The following is a 25,369-nucleotide window of genomic DNA, read 5'->3' on the forward strand; positions in this document are numbered from 1 at the left end:
ATAGAATTTAGTTTCCGGCAGGTACCGCCCAGCTTTGCCCGTCTAAAACCGGGTTTACATCCATGCTCTCGTATTGAATATTGAGCTTTTGCTGACCGCTTGTTGTGGCCTCACGATACGGAATGGTAATACCCTGTACCGGCCGAAGATCTGATAGCATAGCGAACAGGGTTTTGTCGCCTACCTTATAGCCGTAAGCCATTAGTTGGTTTTGATTATTTATAGCAAACACGTATTCGTTGCCACTTAAACTGCATTGAACCGTGTACATATCATTATCGGGGATTTTTTGAGTATTGATGATCTGCATTTGATCAAGTGATGACCTGCGCAACCCAATAACCCCGGTGTATAAGGCGGTTTTTATCTCGGCAACGTTATTGGCCGGAAGATCGGATTTGTTGCCGCTGCTCCATTGCCATCCGTTACTGCCTTCGGTTTGTTGCACCGAAACCGGTTTGCCGTTTTTCCATATTTCAACGCGCACCTTGCTGTTGGGAATATCAATCAGCTCAACAACTTTTAACCCCGAAACGGAACCAGTTAACCGGACGGTTTTCAATGCATTCAGTTTATCGCCTCCATGGGCGGCATTGGCTTTTAAAAGCAGGGTTTTCCCATTTGGCACAGCGGCATTGCTTGTATTTGCAGCGGAGTTTTCGGAAGTTTTTTTAGCCGCGGCTGATGATTTGGTATTGTTAGCGGTGGCATTGTCATCATTGTCTACAAAGAATACCCGCCCATCAACTACAGCCATGCGGGTTTTACCGCCCATATCACAAAAAAAACTGTGTAGTTCGGTGTGGCCATCGGTATAGGTAAGTGTAAGCACCCCTTTGTTTATTTTATAGGTGCCGCTGCCGTCCCGGCTGCTTGAGCTGCCACCGCCAACATTTTCGCCGGCTACCACTGAACCCGAATAGCGCGAATTGCTAAAATGCCCCTTGCCGTCGAAATTCAATCCCTGTGTGCTTAAAGCGCCTACATAAGTTGTACCATAGGCCGCGCCGCCACCGCCCATAGCGCTGATGAACGAGTAATAGCCCGGAGGTATAATGTTCCCCTGAAGTTTAAACAGTTCATGTGCATAATTGGAAAGGCTTCCATATTTGGTTATGCCATAAACAGACGAGCTTTTAGTATATTTAAGTGTTACCTCCCCTTTAATTATGGTGTAATGCCCGCTTACGCTTGTTTGCCAGTCGGCACTGTTAAGCGAAGAATTGAAAGTACCATCAGGCCTGAATAATATAGCAACGTCAGTTCTGTTCATGCCTCCGCCAAATATCGGACTTGGCGAAAACTCGCATCCGGCATAAACGCCATCTAATTTATCCTGGGCAAAAACATCATCGTAAAAGCAAAATAAAAAGGCGAATAGTGCCAGGAGGAATTGTTTCATAGGGCGTCGGTTTTTTTGTTGGTAAACCGTGTTTGCCGCTTATTGTTTGTGGAAATGCTTTAATTAATATGTAATTAACGTTGGTGCGGCTTAACACTTCTTAATATAAAGTGAAATGTCATTCGACGAGGAACAAGGAGGAGTCTTGTGCGCTACGTTCATCGATTAGCGACAGCACGCTCAAATAAAAAACGGCCGCGAGGAATAATTCCCCCACGACCGCTCTTAAAAAACTAACAAACGTTAAGCTTTTTCGGCTTTTGATGCCTGGTTGATACCGGCTTCGGCAATTTGAGTGAGCAGGCTATCGCAAGTTTTTTCTTCCTGCAGGGTTGAATCAAGCAGTTCGGCCGCATGGTCATAGCCCAGTACGCCAGCCAGCGTGCGGAGGGTGCCATACGATGCTATTTCGTAGTGCTCAATTTTTTGAGCTGCAGAAATAATACCGGCATCACGGGTGATACTGCCTTTTTCGGTTTCTGATATAATTTCTTCACCTTCTTTGATGAGGCCAGCCATCGCTTCACATTTTACAGCCACGGCTTTTTGGCCAATGGAAGCAAATGCATCTTCCAAACGAATCACCTGCCGCTCGGTTTCGGCCAGGTGGCTTTCGATAGCCGAGCGTAATTCATCGGATGTTGCCGCTTTAGCCATTTTAGGCAGTGCTTTTGTAAGATGTTTTTCGGCCCAGTAAATGTCTTTTAATTCGTCAATAAATAATTCATTCAGTGCCGATTCCTGCACATCATTAGTTTGTTCGGGTGTTTTTACTTTAGTAGTTGCCATGATAGATGTTTTAATGTTTTTGTGAGATAAACACTACAAACACAAAGCCAAAACTTATTCTTTTAAAAATAAAATTAATTATTAGGATAATTTAATCGTATTATCTGAAGGATTTTATCTTCTTAAAAAAACAGTTTTCCAAACATTTCCAACCTTGAGTTCTGAAAACAACACACGTTGACTCTTTTTGAGGAATAATTCAATTATCGACTTAAAACTTTCAACTCCGTACTTCCGGCTTCATTAAGCTCCTTTCTTGCTTTTTAAACTGGCCATCAGCTGGTCGTACAAATCGTCACTGCCTGTTTTACGGGGTTTAAGCTTTTTAACTTTGGCGCGTTTACCTTTTGATTTGGCCTCGATGATCCTGAGCAGCTCATCATTATACTCATCTTTAAATTTAGATACATCAAAATCTTCTGCATACTGGTTGATCAGCGTGAGGCCCATATCCAGTTCCTTTTTACTTACATCTATCTTATCGGGCAGGTTAAGATCTCCCGTGTCACGAATTTCCTGTCCAAAGCGGATGCGGGTTACTACCAGTACATTTTTAAGTGGATGAACGATACAAAGGCTTTCGGTGCTGCGCAGTACAAAACGGGCCAGCCCTGCTTTTTTTGATTGCGTAAGTGCCTGGATAAGCAGGGCATAGGCTTTGTTGTTTTTAGTATCGGGCTCGGTATAGTATGATGTTTCGTAAAACATAGGGTTTACATCGGCAATGTCTACAAAGCTTTCAATTTCAATCACCTTGCTTTTTTCGGGCGCTGCATCCTCAAAGTCCTGGTCGTCCATGATCACGTAATCTTCATCAAGCTTATAGCCTTTTACAATTTTATCGTAAGGGACTTCCTTGTGGGTATTTTCGTTTACCCTCTGAAAACGGATGCGTGCATGATCTCGGCTGTCCAGCATATCAAAATCAAGCGAGCTGGTTTGTACTGCCGAATATAATTTAACAGGGATGCTCACCAGCCCAAAACCTATCGAACCTTTCCATATCGATCTCATAACCAAATAAATTAGTGCGTTGTAGTATAACTATTAAAAAGGTAAAGGGTTTGAAGGGAGGGGCGATATATCAAAAGTGGGGGCTGCTTGATTCCTTCCCAGGGGAAGGTGTAGGAAGGGATTTCTTTAAACTGTTTTTATTAACGCAAAGCGAAGAAACCCTTCCCTGCAACCGCGCATTTCAACGTGCCCCCCAGGGAGGGAATTAACTTCACCCCTCAAACAAAACCACCCGCCGGTTTATTTACAAGCATACCAATGGCTTAGCAATTAATTGTAGCCTTACTGTTACACATTAAACTAAACATACGTTACCTTAGTCATAACATCAAATAAAATACACATGAAAAAGCTATTTATCCTTGCCGCACTATTAGCAACTACCATTGGCGCATTTGCCCAAAACGTTGACCTTAGGCGTAAAATTGAAGTTACCGGCATTGCCGAGCAGGAGGTTACTCCTGATATTATAAACGTAACCATATCACTACAGGAATACATGGATGGCAAAAAGCACATTGCCATTAACGATCTGGAAGACCAGCTGGAAAAAGCCGTTAAAGATGCCGGCATTCCATCGTCAGATTTTACGGTGAACAATGTATCTGCCTGGAACAATACCTATCAAAAGAAAAAAGCACCCGACTTTTTGGCCAGCAAACAATACGGCCTGCGTGTGCGCGACCTGAATAAGTTTAACCAGATCATGTCGAAAATTGATCCTAAAGGGATTCAGGCTACCAATATTGAAAGCTACGACTATTCAAAAATGGCCGATTTAAAGCGCGATCTTAAAATCAAAGCCCTGTTGGCCGCCCGCGATAAAGCGACTTACCTGTTGGCTGCCCTTGGTGAAAAGCTGGGTGGTGCTATCAATATTACCGAAAGCGATAACAGCAGCTTTCCGCAACCAAGGATGTATGCTGCCAATGTGATGACATTCAAAGCTTCGGCAGATAGCAACGTTGGCGATTCGGATATCAGTTTCAAAAACATCAAACTAAGTTTCCAGATCCAGGCCGTATTTGAGATTGTGAAATAATCGGCTCGTACCCCCAAAGGGGGGTGAAAAAATCTGAAGCCTCCGTTCAAACAAACGGAGGCTTTTTTTTATTATCATGTATAAAAAACTCCCCCTTTAGGGGGCCGGGGGGCAACATATGCAATGGTTTGGCAGACGCGAAAGCGATAATGTAGATGATGAACGCGGCGGTGGCGGCGGCAGGTTAGCCATTGGCGGTGGCGTACTTGGTATTATAGCGGCCGCTATTTATTTTTTTACAGGGGTCGATCCTTCGGCGCTGTTTAACCAGGTAGCAACCAACCAGCCGGCCCGGCAGGAGCAAACCGTTAATAACGGTCCCGAAGATGAAGGCAAGAAATTTGTGCGCGTGGTTTTGGCCGATACCGAAGATATCTGGACGAAGCTGTTTAATGACATGGGCCGTACTTATGAAAAGCCGCGTTTAACCCTATTCAGCAATTATGTACAGTCGGCTTGCGGTAATGCCAGCTCGGCAAGCGGTCCGTTTTATTGCCCGGGCGATTCGAGGGTATATATTGATCTTTCCTTTTACGATGAGTTGAAGAACCGTTTCGGTGCCGCCGGCGATTTTGCGCAGGCCTATGTGATAGCGCATGAGGTTGGCCATCATGTGCAAAACCTGTTGGGGATCTCACAAAAAATGGATCAGGCACGCTCACGTTTGAGCGAACGCGCATACAATAAGCTTTCAGTAAAACTGGAGCTGCAGGCCGACTTTTATGCCGGCGTTTGGGCGCATTACGAAAAAACCATGAAAAACGTGCTTGATAAAGGTGACATTGAAGAAGCGCTCAACGCGGCCAACGCCATAGGTGACGACCGATTACAAAAACAAGCACAGGGCCATGTAGAACCCGATAGTTTTACCCATGGCACCAGTGCCCAGCGGATGTACTGGTTTAAAAAAGGTTTCGACACCGGGGATATTAACCAGGGAGATACTTTTGGCAATGGGGATTTGGATTGATTAGTTCAATAGTTCATTGGTGGGATGTGCATTGGGGCAGGGACGAGCTTTGTGGTTTTATAACTTACATCGTCCGCTCTTGGCCGCGGAGGCCAGTTACTTTACCTTAGATGCAAAGTAACCAAACATCAAGACAAAAAAATGCTTCTCCCCGCAGGCCATACTCCCAGGCCCGCTTTTTTGTCGGGCCGACGCACTTTTGTTTTGGGTTTGATAACAATATGTCACGGTTCTTATCTTAGTTCTTGACTCTTACCGTCTTGCTTCTTTCCTTCTACTGTCTTGCTTCTTTTCCCCCTCCCGTCGGCAGGTAAGCTTCGGGCGAAAGCGGGCAGAACAATGGTGGGTGGTGCGGCTGCAGGGGCATAGCAGGTTTTTGCAGAAGCGAGGGCCATGAGCGGGCGAAGCAGGGCAAAATAATTGCAGCCCGTGGTTCTGCTCGCTTTGCAGGGTAAAGGCAGGGAAAGGCAAGCGGGCGAAGGCCGTGCGGCGAAGAAGCCTCCCTGCCGACTTGACTTTTTGGTTACTTTTGTGTCAAGACAGACGGCGAAGCCCTCTTGAGCACCTTAAAAAAACAAACAACAGCGAAAAACGTAACAGCCACCCGCGGCAATTGAGCGGGCCAATGTTAGTTAAATACAACTAAATATTATTAAGCGATAGCGCGCACCATGTGCGATTTTTCTCTTGAGAGGAACTGCGGGGGCGATCTGCTTTGATAAGCCAATCGCATAAACACACCCCTGCCATCACACATTTCCATCGCGCCCCCTCTCAAGAGGGGAATGAAGAGGGATTAAAACGTCAGCACCACCTTACCGACTGTCCTCCCACTTTCTAACTGCAAATGTGCATCGGCCATTTGCTCAAACGGAAATACTTTGGATATGTACGATTTAATGATCCCTTTTTGCAGCAAACCGGCAATGGTAGCCATGTTTTCGGCATTGGGTTTTACCCGGGTGTTGTGGCCATTAATGCCCAGTGCATTGGCTTTGGGCGTAACAGTTTCGTTCATGCCCGAAACGATGCTTATAATGGTGCCGCCTTTTTTCATCACCTGCAGCGAGCGGTCAATGTATTCGCCGCCAATGGTGTCAAGCACAAAATCGATATCGCCGGTAGCGGTTTCAAAGGGCTGTGCCTTATAGTCGATATGTTCATCGGCACCCAGGCCCAACACAAAATCGCGGTTGGCAGCCGAAGAAGTGGCGATAACATAGGCGCCCAAATGTTTAACTATCTGCACGGCATAATGACCAACCCCGCCTGATGCGGCGTGGATCAGTACCCGGTCGCCGGGTTTAACAGGCGCATTGCTGTGGAAAGCCTGCCAGGCAGTAAGCGCGGCAAGTGTAGCTGCCGCAGCCTCCTCATGACTAACGCCGGCAGGTTTCAGTGCAAGTTCATCGGCTTTAGCCTTAACATATTCGGCATAGGCTTTACCGGTTTTGGGGAAAGCGATCATGGCGAAAACCTCGTCGCCGGGTTTAAAGCCGGTAACATCCGCGCCCACTTCGGTGATCTCGCCCGAAATATCCCAGCCCAATATAATCGGCGATTCGTCCTTAATAAGCCCTGCAACGCCTTTCCCCGAGCGGGTTTTAACATCCACAGGGTTTATGCTGATGGCTTTCAGTTTTACCAGTACTTCATCGGCGGCTATGGTTGGTACAGGTATTTCGGCAGGTACCAGGTTTTCAACCCCGCCAAAGTCTTTTAAAATTATTGCTTTCATGGTTTGATGTTATTCGTTTGATATACCAAAGTTATACCATGGTAAATAAAATACATGGTATAAACGGGGAATATAATTTAGTGTTTTGGGGCATACACCCTAAACTTTGGTTTTGTGGGATGGAAAAAGGACATGGTAAATTGGTATACATCATTCTGTTTAAACCTTGTTGTAACTAACAAACATTGTCGCCCTCCTGGCCGGGCCATAGCCATTAACCTAAGAGATTAATTTAGCACATGCGCTTTAAAATCCCCTCTTGAGAGGGGGCGTAGTGGGAAAGAGCGGGAGCAGGGGTGTGTTATACAAGCGATAGGCTGCACGTAGAATAACACACCCCTCCACCCCTCTCAAGAGGGGAGTCGCACATTCCCTGCTTTTGAAGAGTTTTTCGTTAAGTTAACGGCTATGTTGGCCGGACGGAGTACTTTACTTTATCTTAGATGCAATTAACCAAACATCAAGACAAAAAAATGCTTCCACCCACAAGGCCATACTCCCAGGCCCGCTTTTTTGTCGGCCCGGCGCGCTTTTGTTTTGGGCTTGATAACAATATGTCATGGTTCTTATCTTACTTCTTAACTCTTACCGTCTTGCTTCTGTCCTTCTACTGTCGTGCTTCTTCACATTGTCGTCTTGTTTCTTTCCCCAAACTCTTATCTTAGAAACGTGATCAAAGTAACATGCGCTATTATTGTTAATGCCGACGGACTTGTATTTGCCGCTCAGCGGAGCGCAACCATGAGCCTGCCTTTAAAATGGGAGTTCCCCGGCGGTAAAATTGAACCCGGCGAAACCGCCGAAGCCTGCCTCATCCGCGAGATTAAGGAAGAGCTTCATGTGGATGTTGAAATAGTAGCCTCTTTGCCGGCCAATACACACCAATATCCTAACGTTACCATACAGCTAATTCCCTTTGTTTGCAGGATTACATTGGGGCAGGTTTTGTTAAAAGAGCATCTTGATTTTAAGTGGCTGCATAAAGATGAATTATTAGCTTTGGATTGGGCGGAGGCGGATGTGGCGGTGGTTAGGTGGTATGTGGAGAGTTAGCAATGAAACTTTGCCAGGTTAGGATTGTAGTTTAGATAATATGGCAGACGTTCATTCAAAGGAAACACGGAGTTACAACATGTCGCGGATTAAGAGCAAGGATACCAAGCCAGAGCTTTTAGTGCGTAAGTTTCTGCATAAAAATGGCTTCCGCTATCGGCTTCATGTGAAAGATATGCCGGGTAAGCCTGATATAGTTTTACCAAAGTATAAAACAGTGATTTTTATTCATGGATGCTTTTGGCATGGGCATGAGGGGTGCCGGTATTTTGTTGTACCGAAAACAAGAACTGAATGGTGGTTAAATAAGATTAATGGCAATACATCAAATGATATTAAAGCCGAAACAGCGTTAATTGCTAATGGCTGGAAGATTATTAAAATATGGGAATGTGAATTAAAAAAAGCATCTCTGGATAATTCACTGAACGCGTTAACTGTAATTCTCAACACTCAATAATTCTCTAAAGTTCACTTATATCCGATTGACTTATAGTCGAATAGACAATAGCTTGCAGCTATGGATATTCGGAAGAAAATCGGTTTGCGCATAAAGGAATACCGAACAAATTTAAAGCTCACCCAGGAAGCCTTAGCCTTTAAGGCTGAAATAGATAAGACCTATGTTAACGAAGTCGAAAATGGAAAACGCAATGTTTCTGTAATCAACCTTGAAAAAATAATTTGTGCACTTGACGTAACTATTAGAGATTTCTTTAACAGTGAATCTTTCAATGGAGGAACCAATTAATGGCGGTTAAATCCATGAAAGCTACGTCGACAATATTACCAGACCAACTCGACTCCGCAGTTTTAACACACTATGTAGTTACACAAAACCCAATATATAAGGAAAAAGCGTACGAGATAGTTGAGAACGCACCGAATGAATTTAAAGAACCTGAAGCTTTATATTCAGCAGTACAACAGAACCTTTTTGATGCCACTGATATCCCGTTTCCTGGACCAAAAGAAGGAACAGAGAAGTTTACATTTATTGATTTGTTTGCAGGTATAGGAGGTTTTAGATTGGCTTTGCAAAACTTGGGCGGCCTATGTGTTTACAGTTCGGAATATGACAAGTATGCTCAAAAAACATATTTTGCAAACTTTGGTGAAACACCTTTTGGTGATATAACAAAAGAAGAAACTAAATCATTTATACCTCAGAATTTTGACGTTTTATGTGGAGGGTTTCCGTGCCAACCATTTTCGATAGCGGGAGTATCAAAGAAAAATAGCCTGGGTAGGAAGCATGGTTTTGAGGATGAAAAGCAAGGCAATTTATTTTTTCACGTAGCGGAAATCATTGAAAAACATCGCCCAAAAGCATATTTCCTGGAAAATGTCAAGAACCTTGTATCTCATGATAAGGGTAATACTTTTAAAGTAATTAAACAAACGCTTATAGACTTAGGCTATTCATTTGATCATAGAGTGCTTAACGGTAAACACTTTGTACCACAACATCGGGATAGAACTTTGATGGTTGGTTTTGACAAGAATGTTTTTGGTGATGATATAAGCTTTGATTTTGATCTGGTTAAATTACCAGAAGCCGATAAGCAAATCAGAACAATCCTCCAGGATAATGTAGACCCGAAGTACACCTTATCCGATAAACTGTGGAATTTTCTTCAAGAATATTCAAAAAAGCATAAGCTGAAAGGAAATGGTTTTGGCTTTGGGCTTGTTAATTTAGATGGGATTAGCAGAACGATGAGTGCGCGGTACTATAAAGATGGATCTGAAATATTAATACCACAGGCCACTGGCAATCCAAGAAGATTAACACCAATGGAAAGTGCCGCTTTACAGGGCTATCCTGTGAATAAGGGGAATAAAAGTTTTAGAATACCTGTTTCAGATAATCAAGCATATAAACAATTTGGAAATTCGGTCGTGACACCGTTGATTCAGGCTGTTGGAAAAGAGTTAATAAATATCATAAACTCATATGATATTTAAATTAGGCTTCATGATCAAAGTTTTGTTGCATTAAACCAAGAGCACTAACATGGCAAATTCGTTATCCCAATACTTTATCAGTTTAGGAGCCAAAAGGCTAAGCGAAGTAGAAATTAACCCTAAAAAATCTAATCAACATGAATTAAATGGCACTTCAGGCTTTAAAAAGATATTTGGATTAGATCCGCTTAAGTTTACAGCGAAGTTTATATATCTATCAGAAGATGAAGACAACATTATTGAGAATACAGGGGAGTTGACTTGGTATGATGCAAGAGAAAATCACGCAACGAGAACCGAACATAGGCTTTATTATACCGATAATCAGGTAATTCCATACTCTTCGGTTGGTGACTTAATCATAGTAGCGCGAACAGGAGATAACACTGCTGCTATATTTGTAGCACAAAAAGGTTCGACGTCTGAAAAACAGTTGCTTTGGTTGTTTGATTTGGATGAGGTCGAAAACAAATTCATCGTTAAGGATTTAACAGGGCAGAAATCAGATATTGGTTTTGCTGGAAAGTATATAATTTCTTCATTGGGTATTGAAATAGAAGAGCCACAATTTGACGCCAATATCTTAATACAAAAATTTGGTTCTGTATTTCCTTCCACAAATGAATTTTCTGCCTACGCTCGATCCATAGTTAAAGATGTATCTGTGATTGATGCACCAGACGAGACATTGATTGCATGGCTTGAAAAAGAAGAGTTATTATTTAGAACCTTGGAATCTATTATCGTAAAAGAAAGACTTAAGGCGGGATTTGGAAAAGATGGGACTGATGTCGACGAGTTTATAAGTTTTTCATTAAGCGTTCAAAACAGAAGGAAGTCACGAGCTGGACATTCATTTGAAAATCATTTAGCTGTGATTTTTGATGAGCATAAATTATTATTTGACAAGGGTAAACTAACAGAAAGAAATAATAAACCCGATTTCGTTTTTCCTAAAAATCGCTATCATTCGCCGGAATTCAATATTGAATTATTAACAATGCTTGGCGTTAAGACCACAGCCAAAGACAGATGGCGACAAGTTTTATCTGAAGCTGATAAAATCCCCTATAAACACTTGATCACCCTTGAACCTTCTATAAGTAGGAATCAAACAGAAGAAATGCGAGCTCAACAATTACAATTAGTTGTACCCAAAACTATTATTCCTACGTACTTAAAAGAGCAACAAGAGCATATTATCAATCTTGGCGATTTTATAAAGCACGTTTATAAAAAACAATCTATGTTATAATCGGAAAACACCTACTTATAAATCCCTACTCATTTTCGTGATATCACGAAAATGAGTATTAAAAATAGCGCTTAACCCCCCACCAAATGGTGGCGCTATATTGTCAGCACCCCAACCACCCCACATCGCCTAAAGCCATTTTTCATTAAAAAAACATCAAAAAATTACCAAAAAAAATCTGTCTGCCGGGGTGCCTCAATCAAGGCTATATTTTACTCTTAAAAGTTTTAGTAATTGATTGTCAGTATTTTATCGTTGTTTCGGTCGAAATATTAATTGTTTGATTATCAGTGTGTTTCATAAAAAAGATGTTCCGCGTTTTCACACTCAAAAAATGGAACACGCTTATTTTCGCAAAAACGGACCGCGTGCTTTTTTCATTTTTTTGTGGGGAATCAAAAAATTGGGACACCCGTTTTTTTTACTTATATTTGAAATTATATAATGCATATAGGCATAGTAGTAATTCAATTAATCGAACAAAATAATGCAAAGGCATAGGGGTAAAAGTTTAGAGTGTTGTAATAAAGTAAACGCGTTAAAAGCTTTATTCAATCACTTTAAAATAACAACCCATGATACCCGCTTTAATAATTTGGTTATTTAAAAAATATATCCGGCCTGCCCTTCAAAATAAAACTTTCCCAACGTTCAATATCTTCGGTCCGCTAAAATGGGCGGCTATGGTGGTGGCCTTGCTGTGCCTCGCTGTGGGTGCCCTGGCGCAGGAACAAACGGTTAAATACAATGTGCTGCACAGCGGCAAGGTGGTTGGCCACATGAACCTGTATCAAAAACGCCAGGGCGATGAGCTGTACCTCAAAATGATTTCGGAGGTTAAAATGCGCTTTATTTTCAGCGTTAAGGTGGAGATCCAGGAGGAGAGCACTTTTAACAACGGCAAGCTCATCAGTTCGCAGGTGTGCCGCAACGTTAACGGTTCAGAAAAATGCAACCGCCAAACCAAAGCTGTTGCCTCGGGCTACCAAACCATCGCCGAAGGCAAATGCGGCAAAACGGTTGATCAGAAGCAAATAGCCGCCAACCTCATGCTGCTGTACTGCCATGAACCGGCCGACCGGGCGCAGGTGTACTCTGATAACTTTCAGCAATTTTTGCAGGTTAAGCAAGTGAGCCCGCATGTGTACCGCATTGACCTACCCGATGGCAATTATAATTTTTACAGCTACACCAATGGTGTGTGCAGCAAGGTTGATATTCACCACACCCTGTACACTATCCAGATTCAATTGGCCTGATTGATTTTTAACATTTGGGAGCTATGAATTTAACGGCCAAACAAGCTATCTTTAGCGCTAACATCTACCTCCTAAAAGTGGAATACAGCGATAGCACGGCCATCAGTTTAATTAAACAGGGAAGCCAGAAGGCTTTTGAGCGGCTTTTTAAAGATCATTTTAAAAGCCTGCACGCCTATGCCTACACTTTTTTAAAGGATGATGAAATGGCCGAAGAGGTAGTACAAAACGTATTTTGCCGCATTTGGGAAAAACGCGATCAGCTTAAAACCGATGGCAGTATCAAGGCCTACCTGTACCGCTCGGTACATAACGAAAGCCTGAACTACTTAAAACACCAAAAGGTACGCGCCAATTTCGGCGTTTATTATGCCGATGAAATGGAGCAGGTTGGCAGCGATGAACTGGCCTCAAAAAAACTGCTCACCGCCGAGCTGCAAAAGCACATTGAAAAAGCCCTGAGCGAACTGCCCGAGCAGTGCCGTATCATTTTTCAGCTCAGCAGGTTTGAGCAGCTCAAATACCAGCAAATTGCCGATCAAATGGGCCTCTCGATCAAAACCATCGAAAATCAGATGGGCAAAGCGCTGCGGGTAATGCGCCAGAAACTGGCCGAGTTTTTACCCATTATTTTATTGTTATTTATTAATTGGTTTGTATGAGCTATACCGGTATGCCCATAGATGATGATTTGCTGGTGAAATACCTGGTTGGCGAAGCTACGCCCGCCGAGGTGGAAGCTATACAGAACTGGATTGCCGCTTCGCCGGAAAACAGGCTGGAGTATGATAATTTTAAACTGATCTGGGATGAGAGCCGGCAAATTGCTTCAACTAAGACTTTGGATGAAGATGCCGCTTACCTCCGCCTGCAAAAAAGGCTGAATAATACTGTTCCGGCCGTAACTCCATCAGCGCGGGTCCGCAAAATGAAAACCAGTTGGTGGATACGTATCGCGGCATCGCTATTGCTGATTTGCACGGTGGCCTGGCTAACGGTTAGCCATTATTACGATAACAAGGCTATCGCTTTTGTTAAGGTAGATAGCGAAGGGAAAACCCGTTCGCAAACCCTGCCCGATGGTTCGGTGATTACATTGAACAGTCACAGTACCCTTATTTACCCCGAAAAATTTACCGGCAAGATCCGCCCGGTGACTATGCTGGGCGAGGCTTTTTTTAAAGTAACGCCCGATAAAACCAAACCTTTTATAATTAGGGTGAACGGTGTAACGGTTAGGGTGGTTGGCACGTCATTCAATATAAAGAGCCGCGACGGCAAAACGCAGGTTATTGTTGAAACGGGCATAGTTAACGTAAGCGAAAAGAAAAAAAGCGTAAACCTCAATCCCGGCGAAAAGGTGTTGGTTACCGGGAAGGATGGCCTGCAGGCTAAAGAAAGCATCAAAGGGCGTTTATATAACTATTATGCAACCCATGAACTGGTTTGCGATGAAACCCCGCTAAATGAGTTGGTAGGGTCATTAAACGAAGTGTACGGGGCGCACATTGTTATAGGCAATAAAGCCATTGCCAACCTGCCTATCACTACGGTGTTTAAAGATCAGTCGTTAGATCAGGTGCTGCTGGTGATCTCCGAAACGTTCAAGATCAAAGTAGAGCGCGGGAAAAAGGGGATTGTGTTGAGGTAGAAAGGAAAGAAACGCAGTATTAAAAAAGACGTCATTGCGAGGCACGAAGCAATCGCCAATAAGCAGATCGGCCGTGCAAATCTGCCCTGTATAGCTCGCGATTGCTTCGTGCCTCGCAATGACGTAGTGGAAAAATTGCTGGTTTATTAATATTGGCTGAATAATACTTTTATGTTGTATAAATTACATCGTTACCTAAACCATACCATCTGCCTGCTGCTCCTGACAGCTTTAACCGCTCGTGCCGATTCCATCCTTTCCAAAAACATATCCGTTCACGTAACCGAAATGCGCCTGGGCACGGTGCTTAAAACCATCGAACAAAAAGGCAACTTCTACTTTTCATACAACAGCAACATTGTAAAAACCGACAGCCTGGTTACCATCAATGCGGATAACTGGACGATTAAAGAAGTGCTTGACCACATGCTTCGCTATCGCTTTGAGTACCGCGAATCGAAGAATTTTATTATCCTGAGATATGCACCCCTCCAACTGACCATAGTTACCGACAAGACCGCTACCGAGGGCGACAATTACAACATCAGCGGTACCGTAACCGACGAGCAAACCGGTCATAACCTGCCCAATGCCAGTGTATACTCGCACGAGCAATTGCAATCGGTACTGACCGATAAGGAAGGTCATTTTGATATTAGCCTGCATAACGAAGGCCAGCCGATCACCCTCACCGTCAGCCGGGAATTTTATAAGGATACTACGGTTACTTTTTTAGCAGATGTTAACGTAAGGAGCACCGACACCACCCTGAAGAAAAAACGCAGCCTCCTGGGGTATATCCTTAGTGACGATTATTCTGGGGTCGAAAATACTTCGCTGGGCAGACTGTTTCTTTCCACCAAACAGCAAATCCAGGCGGCCAATCTCGGCGGGCTGATTGCACAGGCCCCCTTCCAGGCTTCGGCCATACCGGGCGTAAGCACTCACGGCAACTTCAGCGGACAGGTAGTGAATGTGGTTTCCCTCAATGTTGTGGGCGGCTATAATGCCGGGGTTGATGGCTTTGAAATGGGCATTATTTTCAATTTAGATAAAGGCGATGTTGGTGCGGTACAAATAGCCGGGATCTTTAATGTGGTGGGCGGCTCAGTAAATGGCATTCAGCTTGGCGGCATGTACAATAACGTGCTGGGCAACGTGCGGGGCATTCAGCTGGCCCTGCTCCATAACAGCGTAAAACAAAACATGAATGGTTTGCAGTTGTCAGCCCTTTACAACCATACCCGCGGATCAGTCAGGGGCATTCAGTTAGGGGCGATAGGCAATATTGCCGGCAAAAATTCTGATGCGCTGCAACTGGGTGGGATTGGTAATATAGCACAGCAAAAGTTTGGCGGCTTGCAGGTGGCGGGATTGTTTAACTATGCCAAACATCTCACCGGTGTTCAACTGGCGCTGGTAAACATAGCCGATACTTCTTCGGGATTTAGTATCGGGCTGTTGAATATTATTAACAGCGGTTACCATAAACTGGCTATCTCTACCAATGAAACTCAAAATATCAACCTCGCCTTCAAAAACGGCAACAGCAAGCTATACACCATTTGGCAGGGCGGTATGCGGGTTGATGGCAACAGTAAATTATATTCATTTGGTTTGGGGTTCGGGCGCGAGTTTGGACTGGGGCAGCACCTGGCTATCAACACCGAAATAGGTTCAAGCTACCTGTACCAGGGTACATGGTTAAAAACCAATCAGCTTAACAAGTTCAACCTCGATTTTACTTATAAGGTAAGCCGTAAGTTTTCCATTTTCGCAGGGCCGTCGTTAAATTTCCTTTATTCCGACCAGCGCACCCCGGTAGATGGTTACGCCTATGCGCGGGACCTGCATCATTCTTTTATCCGTGATAACAGGAATTGGAGCGGGTGGGTTGGGTGGAGTTTTGGGGTTAATTTGTTTTAAACTGGCCTTAGTTGTATTTAACTAACATTGGCCCGCTCAATTGCCGCGGGTGGCTGTTACTTTTGTCTTGACACAAAAGTAACCAAAAAGTCAAGTCAGCAGGGAGGCTTCTTTGCGCTCAAGGCCTTTGCCCTGCAAAGCGGACAGAACCACGGGCTGCAATTATTTTGCCCGGCTTCGCTCGCTCGTTGCTACCTCTTCTGCAAAAACTTGCTATGCCCTTTCCATCGCGCAAGGCGACCATTGTTCTGTCCGCTTTCGCCCGAAGCTTACCTGCTGACGAGGAAGGAAAGAGACAAGACAGTAATAGCGCCAGCGTACTCAAAACCATGTCATTGCCGCGTCACTCTTGATGCTCATTCCCGTGCTGCTCCTCGCAATGACATGATTTTTTTGACCCCAAAACAAAAGTGCGCTGGCCCGACAAAAAAGCGGGCCAGGGAGTATGGCCCGCGGGAGGAAGCATTTTTTTGTCTTGATGTTTGGTTACTTTGCATCTAAGGTAAAGTAACTGGCCCCCGCGGCCAAGAGCGGACGATGTAAGTTAATTACCACAAAAGGTCCATTAGATCCCTAAAATCCCACATAAAAAGAAAGCCCCAATCTCAAAAGAGACCGGAGCTTCCGTATGCAAAATCACTTAAAAAAGCTTATTGAGCCGGGAACGCGCTGCTAAAGTGCGAACCATCGGGGTAGATCCCGGCAATAATGATATTGCCCTGGATAGGTTTTACAATTGCCTTGTCAATATCTTCGATACTGCTAATCGGCAGTTTGTTAATGCTGGTGATCACAACGCCTTCGGGTATTTCGGCGGCGTCAAATAAACCACCTTCTCGTACCTGGGTAACCAATACACCGGCGTTAACATGCAGCCTGTTCTTTTCGGCAGGGGTTAAAGCGTGGAAGCTTGCGCCCAGTTTGTTAAACAGCTCTTCAGCCGATTTAGACGCCGCGATACGGTTTGATGGTGCTACGGCATCTCCTTTAAGCGTTACCGCGAAATCTTTGTCCTTACCATCGCGCAACACGGTAACGTTGATCTTGTCGCCGGGTTGTAAACGGCCTACACGCTCCTGCAGATCAGATGATTCATAAACCGGCTGACCTTCAACCTTAACAATGATATCGCCTTTGCGTAAGCCTGCCTGCTCGGCACCGCCGCCCGGTACAAGGTCGTTAACATACAAGCCGTTGGTGGTTGTCACATCAAGTTTTTGGGCTACGTCGGGATTAAGTTCGGTGAACGTTACGCCTACAAAACCGCGTTTTACTGTACCGAATTTCTTGATATCGTTCAGTACTTTTTTAGCCAGGTTAACCGGGATTGCAAAGCCGTAGCCTTCATATGAACCGGTGTGTGAAGCGATAGCGGCGTTAATACCGATCAGTTCGCCACGGGTGTTCACCAGGGCACCGCCGCTATTGCCAGGGTTAATAGCCGCATCGGTTTGGATGAACGACTCTATAGCTTTGTTCAGCTTAGGAGTCGACTGGTTGCGGGTACGGCCAAACGGGTTATCGTCATCATTGTTTTCGCTGCCAATAATACCAATGTTACGGCCTTTGGCGCTGATGATACCGGCTGTAACGGTTGATGTTAAGTTAAAAGGGTTGCCTACAGCTAAAACCCATTCGCCAACTTTAGCGTCGTCGCTGTTACCTAATTTTACAATTGGCAGGTTGTTAGCGCTAACTTTAATGAGAGCAAGATCTGTACTTGGGTCGGTGCCGATAACTTTGGCGCTGAAAGTACGGTGATCATTAGTAGCAACGGTAATTTTATCGGCCTTTTCAACCACGTGGTTATTGGTTACAATGTAACCATCGGGCGAAATGATAACACCAGAGCCTGATGCCATCTGTGGGCCTTGCGGACGCACCCGCTGACCAAACATATCGCCAAACATCTGCTCCAGCTGATCCTGTCCGCCGCTGCCTTTGTTAGTATAGGTTGTGCGGATATAAACCACCGCCGGGGTAGCTGCCGCCGCTGCCTGAGTAAAATCAAGGTCGCCGGTTGATGAAACCGGGGTGGACGGGTTGCTTGTAAAATATACCTTTTGCTTGTCTTCGAAGCTCAGGTTGTCGGAGTACTTGTTTTCGATAACCTTATATACTCCTAAGGCCATCGCACCTCCAACAAAAGCGGTTAATAGTGTTAAACCAATCTTTTTCATTTATTATTTGCCTTTCTTATTATTAAGTTTACTTATTTTACAGATCAAATTTAATACCATATAGACGAGATAATCAATGATTAGTTATCCCGTTTTTTGTTAAAATTTGTTAAATACATAAACATCGGCTATTTTAATTGTTAGCACGGGTTTTGTTGAAGATTAAAGGGGGCTGATATTAACAGGATAATTGTGAAGATACATTTTTATAAATACCAGGGCGCAGGCAATGATTTTATTTTGATTGATAACCGCGATAACAGCGTTGATCATCATAATCCCAAGCTGATTTCGGGCCTGTGCGATCGTCGTTTCGGTATCGGTGGTGATGGCTTGATGCTGTTGCAAAACAAAGAAGGGTACGATTTTGAGATGATTTATTATAATGCCGACGGCCAGCCAAGCAGCATGTGCGGCAACGGCGGTCGCTGCATTGTGGCCTTTGCCAAATTTTTAGGCGTTATTGAATCGGAAACTGAATTTTTGGCGGTAGATGGCTCCCATTATGCCAAAATTTCAGACGAAGGTGATTGGGTAAGTCTGCAAATGATTGATGTAAACGAAATTAATACCGATGCTGACGCTTATGTGCTTAACACTGGCTCGCCACATTACGTAAAGCTGGTTGAGGGGCTTGAACAGCGCAATGTTTACCAGGAAGGCCATGCTATCCGCAATAATGCCACTTATCGCAAAAACGGCATTAATGTAAATTTTGTTGAACCAATGAAGGAGGGCTACTTTGTACGCACATTTGAGCGTGGGGTAGAGGATGAAACTTTTGCCTGCGGAACAGGCGTAACTGCAGTTGCCCTGGCCATGGCGCAGCACAAACAACAAACCGGGCATATTACCACTCCTATAAAAGTATTGGGGGGCAACCTCAATATCCGTTTTGATTATGATGGCAGCGCCTTTACGGAAATCTTTTTAGAAGGGCCGGCTGTTAGGGTTTTTGAGGGAGATGTGGTTGTTTAAAGGAGAGACAAGACGGGTCAGAAGCAAGACATCAAGAATCAGGAAACAAGAGATCAGGAGGCAGGATGACAAGAACCATGATATAGGAATAAAAACAGGTCATTGCCACGCCGCGTGTCCGCAATGATATCTAAAAGAAACGGACACTCAATGCACCGGCTTTAATAAATTAAAAAACGTCCCGTCCATTATAACATTGCCAATGGCGTCAAATGCGCTTTTCCTGGTGACTTCGTCCTGCATATCTTCAGCGTAAAAAATATGGTCAACGCCTAATGTTTTCAGGAAAGGATCCACCTTGGAGTTCCATTTGTTTTTATAGCAGCAAATCCTGATATTTTTGTATGCAATGTTTGTGCTTAAACGGCGAAGGATCTTTTCGATGTCTTGAGCAAGATAATCGTAATCAAGTATGAGCAGGTTGGGTTTGATATCGTGTATGGATGGAAAAATAGCCGGAATAGCTGAAATATGTTTAAAAACCTTGTTATTAGGCAATACCTCAAGGCCAACTACATGGGGGGCAACCAACAGTACAACTTTAGACCGTACACGGATCATGATCAAATAATTAGGTGCTTAAAATTAGGTGTTAAATTTCTACTTATCAAGCATTTATTAAATAATTTAGTAAAGTTTCTACCCTTTTAATTAAATCTTCATTAGTTAATACCTTTTTGCATTGGCCTTTTTATAATTTAAATATTAAATTAACTTTAACGATATTTTTTATGCCTCTGTTAACACAGTTGCTCTCCTTCGTTTTTTCCAGCGGATGATTAACAGGTAAATAATTAACGCAACAAATATTAAAGGCCACAGGGATACTATTGAAAAGAACATGTTTTGCATGGTATCCCAGCCGGTACTCAGTGAGTTTTTAAACTTATAGCCAAAACCATTGCCATTGTTAACCAGGTTGGCCTGCCTGGTGTAAAAGCTGATATCCAGCGAACTGTAACTCACCTGGCTGCTTAAATAGTTCAACTGCCCTTGTGCCGAGTCAATTTCGGTACGGATAGCGGCAAGCTTATCTTCAATAGCCAGCAGGTCGGTCATTTTGATAGCTTTAGCAGCCAACTGCAAATAACGCTGCTCTAACTGCTTGTTATTGTTGATTTGTGCCTTAACGTCGATGAATTGCGTTGTCACATCCCTGATGTGAATGTTTTTGGAGTCGATATGATCTGCATTGGAAGTTAAGCTATTTAAAAAAGCATCAAAGTTTTTAGAGGGAACCCTGATCTTGAGACTGTATTCCTTTTGATTGGTTTCGCCGCTGTTGGTCTCATTTTCTTCGGCAAGGTAACCGCCTAACTTTTTGAGCGATGAAACGATGTTTTGTCTTGCTGCTTTCGGATTGCCGGTTTCAAAACGGATGTCTCCTTCCTTGATGATCTTTTTGGCGGTATCGGTAATTGTTGTATTGGCAGAAACGTGTTTATCGTCAACACCTGCCGGCGTTTTAAATACTTCCATATCAGATTTTTCTGCAGGAGGAACGGGTGCTAACGCCACTTCGGCAATTGTTGCTTTTTGTTCTTTTTGACGTTCACAGGATGTCAGTACAAGTAAAAAACTTACCGACAGTATAAAATAGGTTTTCATAATAAGGTTGTTTAATTGTTTAAATTAAACGATGATTGCCTTATTAAATTATATTAAATAGAAAATAAACGAAATTTAATTTTGTTTATTTAAATGTTGTAGAATTTAATTTCAACTATTTCAGTTTTTCATTGTTTTTATGCCGTTTGGCATCCCGGATGCTTTTCTTTTCCATGTTCTTTTCCAGGGCGTCGGTTAGGTCGATGCCGGTTTGATTGGCCAGGCAAATAAGGGCAAAAAGCACATCGGCCATTTCATCGGCCAGGTTAACTTCCGTATCTGATTTTTTGAATGATTGCTCGCCGTATTGCCTCGCCATAATGCGGGCTACTTCGCCAACCTCTTCCATTAAAATAGCGGTATTGGTAAGTTCGTTAAAATACCTGATGCCGGTTGTTTTTATCCAGTTATCTACAAGTTGCTGTGCCTGGCTGATCTCCATAAAGTAGCTTTAATGTGGTCGAATTGAGTGTGCACGAATTTCACGAATTTTTTTGATTGATAGCCTACCGGATGGCTTTCTAAATAAATGAAAATATTTTGTAAGGTTTCATTTATCAACCCGACTAAGCGGCAAATACCAACTAAAAAATCAAACATGAAAATCACATCAATTATTTCGGGCTCCCTTATCGCCACCCTTGCTATTGCCGGCATTACAGCTAATGTACAAGCTAAAACATTAAATCCTGCGCATAATACCGTTATGCTAAGCGACACCGGTAAAATGAAAAAGGACAAGATGAGCAAAGACAAAATGAGCCACGATAAAATGGCTTCGGGCAAAATGAGTACTGATAAAATGAGCCATGATAAAATGGCATCAGACAAAATGGGTTCGGATAAAATGAGCCATGATAAAATGTCAAAAAGTAAAATGGGTAAAGGCAAAACGGGGAAAGACAGCACAGGTAAAATGTAACCTTGTTTTTGTTTTGTAATTGTTTGAAAGGGGCCGCAAAAGCCCCTTTTTGCTTTTAATGGATCCGGCCTTTCTCTTCCTGGTTGCCGGTATCCTGCTTTTCTGCTTTGTTTTGGCTATTGCCAAAGCGGTAACTGATGCCAACAAGAGCATACCTGTTAATCTGGAAGTTGGTGTATTTTTGCCTTACCCCGTTAACAATTGTAGTAACTGCCGATGCGCTGCTCCTGAAAACATCGTTAATTACAAACGAAACATCGAACTTCTTTTTAAAAACGGATGCTTTAAGACCAAGGTCGAGTTTATAATAGGCGTCGCTGCGACCAACATGGTCTATCTCCGGAAACTGGTACCAGAAGTTTACCGCACATGAAAATGATTTATCGGCATTAAAATAAATATTATTGTTAGTAGCGATATAGGCTCCAAACCCGCTGACGTTTTTCACCGCGTTAAGGGCCGATTTTGCATCTGTATGATAAAAAGTGAACTGGTTATTATTATCAAGCCAGCTAAGCAATTGCATCGAATAGTTTTCGGAAACACCCACCCTGTAAGTTTTAATAAAGTTGAGCGGAGTGGTATAAACAAGGTTGGTATCCGGCCGGGCGATGGTTACATTGTTAAAACCACTATTGGTAACATTTAGAAATATGGCCGAAGTAAGTCTGTTTTTATAGGTATGCGAAAACTCAAAATTGGTATTGTATTCGGGTTGAAGGTAGGGGTTGCCTTCGCCGTAACTGTAGACTGTAAATAGGCTCTTGAAAGGGTTAAGGTTCCAAAAGGTGGGCCGGTTTACACGCCTGCCAAAATTTAGCGAAAGGATATGATCAACCCCTGCCTGGTAACTCACCGTTGCCGAGGGGAACAGTTTAGTGTAATTATTAACAGTAGTTTGGTTAAGCGTATGCGAAAAACCTTTGGTTTCGGTTCGTTCAACCCGCAAACCGGCCTGGTATTTCCATTTGCCATCCTCGCGGCTTATGCTTCCATAAACAGATTGGGTGTTTTCGGTGTAGGTAAACTCGTTGCTCAGGTTATCGTCATAACGCAGTGAATCATTAACGGTTTTTTTATAATAGAATGCATTGCTGTAATTGTTGATAAAGCTGAGCTTACCGCCAAATGCAAAGCGGGCATATTTGGCAGGTACAACAGCATCTGCTTTAAAGGTATAAATATTAATATCCTGCTTGTTGGTATCATGATAGCGGTTGCGGCTGGCAGCATTCAGAGAACCATTGGCAAGGTAGGTATTGCTTTCAAAGTCAGACCGGTCGGTACGGTAATAGTTAAAGTAATCAGCATTAAGCAGCAGTTTGGCGCCGGCCGTATCCAGTTTTATAGTACCGTGCAGGTTAACCGCATTGCTTATAGCCACAGGATGGTAGGTGGCATAAGTTCTTAATGTTGAATCGATAGCGCCGGTACTGTTGTTGATGATGGGGTTGTTCACATGGTCTGATCCGTCATAGATGTTTTTCCCGCCCTGGTAATTTATGCCGACTGTAACTTTTGAGCTCAGGCGGTAATCGGCACCGGCTATAAAATTTAAATTGTGATAGCGGTAGTTGCCTGTGTCGGTTTGCAGCCAGGTTTGTTTGGGGTAATAAATATCGGTTTCAAAGCCTTCCAATTCGTGGTCGTGATCAATATTTACGCTGGCATAGGCCGATAATTTGGCCGAATTATAGTTGATGCCCCCACTGGCATTAAACCACCAGTAATTGCTGGTGCCAAAAACAGTGGTCGGTTTATGCAGCCATTGTTTATCATTGATCTGTACACTGCCCGAATAACCTTGCTTTTTACTGTGTTTGAGAGTGATGTTGATGAGCCCGGAATTCCCTTCGGCATCATAATTAGCGCCCGGGTTTTTAATGAGCTCGATACTGGCCAGCTGGCTTGCAGATAGTGAACGCAGATAGCGGAGCAGATCGGTACCGGCCAGTTGTACCAGCCTTTCGTTCACCATAACCTTAACCCCGCCCTTGCCAACAATACCCAGGTCGTTATCACCAACCTTTACGCCCGGTACCCGGCCTATAACAGTAAGTGCATCAGCCCCCGCCGATGTTGCACTGGTTGACACATTATAAACCAGCTTATCGCTCCGGTTTTCAACAGAGGGTTTGCTGGCTGTTACGGTTACCTCATTGAGCCGCGTAATAAGGTCGGTAAGGGTGATGAATAGGGTGGTGTCATGCCGCAGGTTTAGTTTAATTTCTGTTTTCTGATAGCCGGTGTATGTGATGGTTAGGTAATAATCCCCATTATCAACATCGGTAAAATAAAACATACCCAGCGAATCAGTTTGTACTGCCCTTATTTGTTCGGAGTGCTGCTGCTGAAGATTAACAACTGCCAGGGTTACCGGGCTTTTTGAAGCATCGGTTATTTTTCCACTAACTTTTACCTGCGCAAACAGGCCGCCGCAAACTAAGCTGAATAATAAAAAACTGTAAATGTATTTCAAATCGGGAGATAGACAGGGGTTTATAAAGCGGTAAAATAAACAAAAAACCGCCGCAAAATTACTTGAGGCGGTTTCTTTTTATTTAAAAGGTTGTCGCGGTTATTGATAGGGGAGTTATAAAATTTTAATAATTGCTTTTTATGTGCTCCAGTCCGCCGTTTTCTGTAACATGATATTCAGAATGCAGGAGCGCATCGGCATTGATCTTATTTTCTTTCTTTTTGTTTTTTCTTGGACCAGATGCCACCAGTATGATGGCACACAGGAAAAGGGCCACCTCGATCAAACTCATTAACATGGCGCGATAATTTTATGTTTTTCATGATGCTGATTGATTTTTTTAACGATTGTTTTTATCCTGAATTTAGTTTGAATGTAAAATAAGAAATTAAACTTTCATTTGATTAACCAAGGTGAAAAAGGGTGTGGTTTTTTGTACCGATATTTGAGAGGATTACACATTTTTTACACTATGCACGAAAAACAGGAGGTATTGAATGAACTGCTTGGCAATTTTGCCGAATTATCGGCAAATGATGTTGCCCTTAGCTTGCCTTACTGGCGCAGCCGTAAAATTGTTAAAACTGATTTTTTTAATATGCAAAGCGTTGTATGTACCGATCTGGCGCTGATAACCAAAGGTCTGTTCCGGATTTATTATGTGCACCCCGAAACGCAGGAAGAGAAGAATATTTATTTTTTTTCCGAAAGGCAATTTCTTGTATCGTTTAGGAGCTTTATTAACCAGTACCCCTGCGCTTATTTTATACAGGCGATGGAAGATGCCGAGATCATCTCCATCAATTATACCGATCTCCAATATCTTTATACAACCCCGACCGGCTGGCCGAGGTTTGGTCGCCTGATTGCCGAACTGTTCTTCAACCACTCGCAAGCCCGTACAGAAGAATTTTTATTTAATACCGCCGAAGAACGTTACTTAAAAATGGTAGCCCAGCATCCCAACATTGTAAACCGGATTCCTGCCTATCACATTTCGTCGTATTTAGGAATCAAAAACCCATCGCTAACACGAATCAAAAAACGACTATCCCAACAAAAGCCGTAAAAACGATACTCCGCTGACAAATGTCCCATCCGGTTTTCACCTAAGTGAAAATTACTGCCCGGTTTT

The 25,369-nt window shown here is 43.3% G+C and carries 24 protein-coding genes; 14 read left to right on the forward strand and 10 right to left on the reverse strand.

The window, feature by feature from the left end; genetic code table 11:
* Window positions 1-7 precede the first annotated feature (7 nt).
* The 3 genes from ABIC84_RS20850 to ABIC84_RS20860 form a co-directional block, all read right to left on the reverse strand.
* The gene (locus ABIC84_RS20850) at window positions 8-1,402 is read right to left on the reverse strand and encodes a hypothetical protein (RefSeq protein ID WP_429264817.1); all 1,395 of its coding nucleotides are present in this window, start codon (window positions 1,400-1,402) and stop codon (window positions 8-10) included.
* Between the two features lie 243 nt (window positions 1,403-1,645).
* Window positions 1,646-2,191: a ferritin-like domain-containing protein gene (locus tag ABIC84_RS20855; protein WP_091173178.1), complete on the reverse strand. Its 546-nt coding sequence runs from the start codon at window positions 2,189-2,191 to the stop codon at window positions 1,646-1,648.
* Between the two features lie 243 nt (window positions 2,192-2,434).
* Window positions 2,435-3,205 carry a Ku protein gene (locus ABIC84_RS20860; RefSeq protein ID WP_426583089.1) on the reverse strand — a complete coding sequence of 257 codons (771 nt, stop codon included), beginning with the start codon at window positions 3,203-3,205 and terminating at the stop codon, window positions 2,435-2,437.
* Window positions 3,206-3,548: 343 nt separating this feature from the next.
* Between ABIC84_RS20860 and ABIC84_RS20865 the strand changes: the two genes are divergently transcribed.
* Window positions 3,549-4,247: an SIMPL domain-containing protein gene (locus ABIC84_RS20865; RefSeq protein ID WP_321556125.1), complete on the forward strand. Its 699-nt coding sequence runs from the start codon at window positions 3,549-3,551 to the stop codon at window positions 4,245-4,247.
* Window positions 4,248-4,365: 118 nt separating this feature from the next.
* Window positions 4,366-5,217 (forward strand): KPN_02809 family neutral zinc metallopeptidase, encoded by an 852-nt coding sequence (gene ypfJ / locus ABIC84_RS20870; RefSeq protein WP_112656461.1) that lies wholly within the window; start codon window positions 4,366-4,368, stop codon window positions 5,215-5,217.
* 796 nt (window positions 5,218-6,013) lie between these two features.
* On the opposite strand, the gene ABIC84_RS20875 is transcribed toward ypfJ, so the two are convergent.
* Window positions 6,014-6,955 carry an NADP-dependent oxidoreductase gene (locus tag ABIC84_RS20875; RefSeq protein WP_426583084.1) on the reverse strand — a complete coding sequence of 314 codons (942 nt, stop codon included), beginning with the start codon at window positions 6,953-6,955 and terminating at the stop codon, window positions 6,014-6,016.
* Between the two features lie 669 nt (window positions 6,956-7,624).
* Between ABIC84_RS20875 and ABIC84_RS20880 the strand changes: the two genes are divergently transcribed.
* The 9 genes from ABIC84_RS20880 to ABIC84_RS20920 all read left to right on the forward strand — a co-directional run bounded on the left by ABIC84_RS20880 (window position 7,625) and on the right by ABIC84_RS20920 (window position 16,067).
* Window positions 7,625-8,008, forward strand: coding sequence for a (deoxy)nucleoside triphosphate pyrophosphohydrolase (locus tag ABIC84_RS20880; protein ID WP_429264818.1), 384 nt, complete (start codon window positions 7,625-7,627; stop codon window positions 8,006-8,008).
* A 40-nt stretch (window positions 8,009-8,048) separates the two neighbouring features.
* Window positions 8,049-8,468: a very short patch repair endonuclease gene (locus ABIC84_RS20885; protein WP_426583080.1), complete on the forward strand. Its 420-nt coding sequence runs from the start codon at window positions 8,049-8,051 to the stop codon at window positions 8,466-8,468.
* A gap of 60 nt (window positions 8,469-8,528) precedes the next feature.
* Window positions 8,529-8,759 carry a helix-turn-helix domain-containing protein gene (locus ABIC84_RS20890; protein ID WP_129569492.1) on the forward strand — a complete coding sequence of 77 codons (231 nt, stop codon included), beginning with the start codon at window positions 8,529-8,531 and terminating at the stop codon, window positions 8,757-8,759.
* Between the two features lie 14 nt (window positions 8,760-8,773).
* Entirely contained in the window at window positions 8,774-9,976 is a 1,203-nt protein-coding gene (gene dcm / locus ABIC84_RS20895) for a DNA (cytosine-5-)-methyltransferase (RefSeq protein ID WP_426583078.1), read from the forward strand.
* Between the two features lie 49 nt (window positions 9,977-10,025).
* A complete protein-coding gene (locus ABIC84_RS20900; protein WP_426583076.1) occupies window positions 10,026-11,231 on the forward strand; it encodes a type II restriction endonuclease in 1,206 nt (401 codons plus the stop codon).
* Between the two features lie 575 nt (window positions 11,232-11,806).
* On the forward strand, window positions 11,807-12,490 hold the full coding sequence (locus ABIC84_RS20905; protein WP_429264819.1) for a DUF6134 family protein: 684 nt from the start codon (window positions 11,807-11,809) through the stop codon (window positions 12,488-12,490).
* 23 nt (window positions 12,491-12,513) lie between these two features.
* Window positions 12,514-13,152, forward strand: a complete 639-nt coding sequence (locus ABIC84_RS20910; protein ID WP_429264820.1) for an RNA polymerase sigma-70 factor — start codon at window positions 12,514-12,516, stop codon at window positions 13,150-13,152.
* Complete coding sequence (locus tag ABIC84_RS20915) at window positions 13,149-14,141, forward strand: FecR domain-containing protein (RefSeq protein ID WP_429264821.1); 993 nt, start codon at window positions 13,149-13,151, stop codon at window positions 14,139-14,141. Before ABIC84_RS20910 ends, ABIC84_RS20915 begins: the two co-directional genes overlap by 4 nt.
* Window positions 14,142-14,312: 171 nt before the next feature.
* Window positions 14,313-16,067 carry a carboxypeptidase-like regulatory domain-containing protein gene (locus ABIC84_RS20920; protein WP_429264822.1) on the forward strand — a complete coding sequence of 585 codons (1,755 nt, stop codon included), beginning with the start codon at window positions 14,313-14,315 and terminating at the stop codon, window positions 16,065-16,067.
* Between the two features lie 650 nt (window positions 16,068-16,717).
* Here the strand turns inward: ABIC84_RS20920 and ABIC84_RS20925 are convergent.
* Entirely contained in the window at window positions 16,718-18,247 is a 1,530-nt protein-coding gene (locus ABIC84_RS20925; protein WP_429264823.1) for a Do family serine endopeptidase, read from the reverse strand.
* A 192-nt stretch (window positions 18,248-18,439) separates the two neighbouring features.
* Here ABIC84_RS20925 and dapF point away from each other — a divergent pair, with 192 nt between their 5' ends.
* On the forward strand, window positions 18,440-19,225 hold the full coding sequence (dapF, locus tag ABIC84_RS20930) for a diaminopimelate epimerase (RefSeq protein WP_429264824.1): 786 nt from the start codon (window positions 18,440-18,442) through the stop codon (window positions 19,223-19,225).
* A 147-nt stretch (window positions 19,226-19,372) separates the two neighbouring features.
* On the opposite strand, the gene ABIC84_RS20935 is transcribed toward dapF, so the two are convergent.
* The 3 genes from ABIC84_RS20935 to ABIC84_RS20945 form a co-directional block, all read right to left on the reverse strand.
* Entirely contained in the window at window positions 19,373-19,786 is a 414-nt protein-coding gene (locus ABIC84_RS20935; RefSeq protein WP_426583062.1) for a hypothetical protein, read from the reverse strand.
* Window positions 19,787-19,954: 168 nt separating this feature from the next.
* Window positions 19,955-20,833 carry a DUF4349 domain-containing protein gene (locus ABIC84_RS20940; protein WP_176626455.1) on the reverse strand — a complete coding sequence of 293 codons (879 nt, stop codon included), beginning with the start codon at window positions 20,831-20,833 and terminating at the stop codon, window positions 19,955-19,957.
* Between the two features lie 115 nt (window positions 20,834-20,948).
* Window positions 20,949-21,275, reverse strand: coding sequence for a nucleotide pyrophosphohydrolase (locus ABIC84_RS20945; RefSeq protein WP_429264825.1), 327 nt, complete (start codon window positions 21,273-21,275; stop codon window positions 20,949-20,951).
* A gap of 156 nt (window positions 21,276-21,431) precedes the next feature.
* On the opposite strand from ABIC84_RS20945, the gene ABIC84_RS20950 reads away from it, so the two are divergent.
* A complete protein-coding gene (locus tag ABIC84_RS20950) occupies window positions 21,432-21,755 on the forward strand; it encodes a hypothetical protein (protein ID WP_429264826.1) in 324 nt (107 codons plus the stop codon).
* Between the two features lie 55 nt (window positions 21,756-21,810).
* Here ABIC84_RS20950 and ABIC84_RS20955 read toward each other — a convergent pair whose 3' ends face one another.
* Both ABIC84_RS20955 and ABIC84_RS20960 read right to left on the reverse strand, forming a co-directional pair.
* Entirely contained in the window at window positions 21,811-24,234 is a 2,424-nt protein-coding gene (locus ABIC84_RS20955) for an outer membrane beta-barrel protein (RefSeq protein WP_429264827.1), read from the reverse strand.
* 124 nt (window positions 24,235-24,358) lie between these two features.
* Window positions 24,359-24,526: a hypothetical protein gene (locus tag ABIC84_RS20960; RefSeq protein ID WP_429264828.1), complete on the reverse strand. Its 168-nt coding sequence runs from the start codon at window positions 24,524-24,526 to the stop codon at window positions 24,359-24,361.
* Between the two features lie 180 nt (window positions 24,527-24,706).
* Between ABIC84_RS20960 and ABIC84_RS20965 the strand changes: the two genes are divergently transcribed.
* Window positions 24,707-25,303, forward strand: coding sequence for a Crp/Fnr family transcriptional regulator (locus ABIC84_RS20965; protein ID WP_429264829.1), 597 nt, complete (start codon window positions 24,707-24,709; stop codon window positions 25,301-25,303).
* Window positions 25,304-25,369: the final 66 nt, after the last annotated feature.

The sequence above is a fragment of the Mucilaginibacter sp. 3215 genome (genome assembly GCF_050433785.1).
Classification (GTDB): Bacteria; Bacteroidota; Bacteroidia; order Sphingobacteriales; family Sphingobacteriaceae; genus Mucilaginibacter.